1 pseudogene is annotated in these 1,128 nt (G+C 42.7%); it reads left to right on the plus strand.

Annotated features, from left to right (window positions below):
* Positions 1-550 precede the first annotated feature (550 nt).
* Positions 551-1,128 (plus strand): annotated as a pseudogene (locus CIK04_RS34145) (PrkA family serine protein kinase); the annotation flags it as partial.

Consider the following 1,128-nt stretch of genomic DNA (forward strand, 5'->3'; position numbering starts at 1 on the left):
CGCCAAATTTTTAATGCCTAGTTTTAGAGCTTAGCGTTTAACGCTTCGCGGACAAACAGATTGATTTCAAATAGAAAGGTTGACCAGCGTCAGCCTTTTTTGCGTATTCAAGACAAAAAAATCCCAATTTACACGACAAAAAACTTCAATACTAAGTTAGCAATATCCATTCTTTCAATTATCTAACTTTCCTTGTCTCACCTTGGTTCAAACTCTTTGATTAGGAAAAAAACCGCCAGAACAGTAAGCAACAAACTCTCACCTATCTTAAATAAATGCATAATTTATTGGGCAAAATTGAGAATCCCCGTCTAGGCTTATCAATGAGAAGGGACGATATTTGCCAACGTTCGTCAGCAGACYGAATAAGAAGGGGAATGGTGACATGAGTATTTTGTACCACTATCAAGCGCGCTATGAAGCTGCAAAAGATGAAGAGATGTCGATACCAGGACTTTCTTGCACTTTGTAAAGATTGACAAAAGTGCCTATGCGAATGCCGCTGAACGACTTCTTATGGCCTCGGAGAACCTGAGTAGTCGATACCTCGATGCATCCACGATTAAGCCGTATTTTCTCTAACCGTGTGATTTCACGCTATAAAACCTTTAAAGATTTCTATGAATGGAAGAAGCGATTGAACAGATCGTCTACCTACCTAAAACACGCCGCTCAAGGGCTGGAAGTAACGCAAACAGATCCCTTTACCTACTGGGCCCTGTGGGTGGTGGTAAATCATACGCTGGCAGAAAAGCTCAAGCATAATGCAGCAAATGCCGATTACGTGCTCACCGCCAACGGAAAACGCAGCCCTGTAAACGACCACCCTTTCTGCCTATTTGACGTCAATGAAGATGGCGAAATATTGCAAAAAGAATATGGCATTGAAAACGTTATTTACGCTCCATCATGTCACCTTGGGCCGCTAAACGCCTGCATGAGTTTGGTGGGGACATCAGTCAGTTTAAAGTCGTGAAGGTTCGCCCTTCCATACTCGATCAAGTGGGTATCGCAAAAACCGAACCAGGTGATGACAACAACCAAGATATATCATCTCTTGTTGGTAAAGTTGACATCCGCAAACTGGAACATTATTCGCAAGACGATCCCGATGCCTACAGCTACTCT

The organism is Vibrio sp. 03_296, assembly GCF_002265885.1.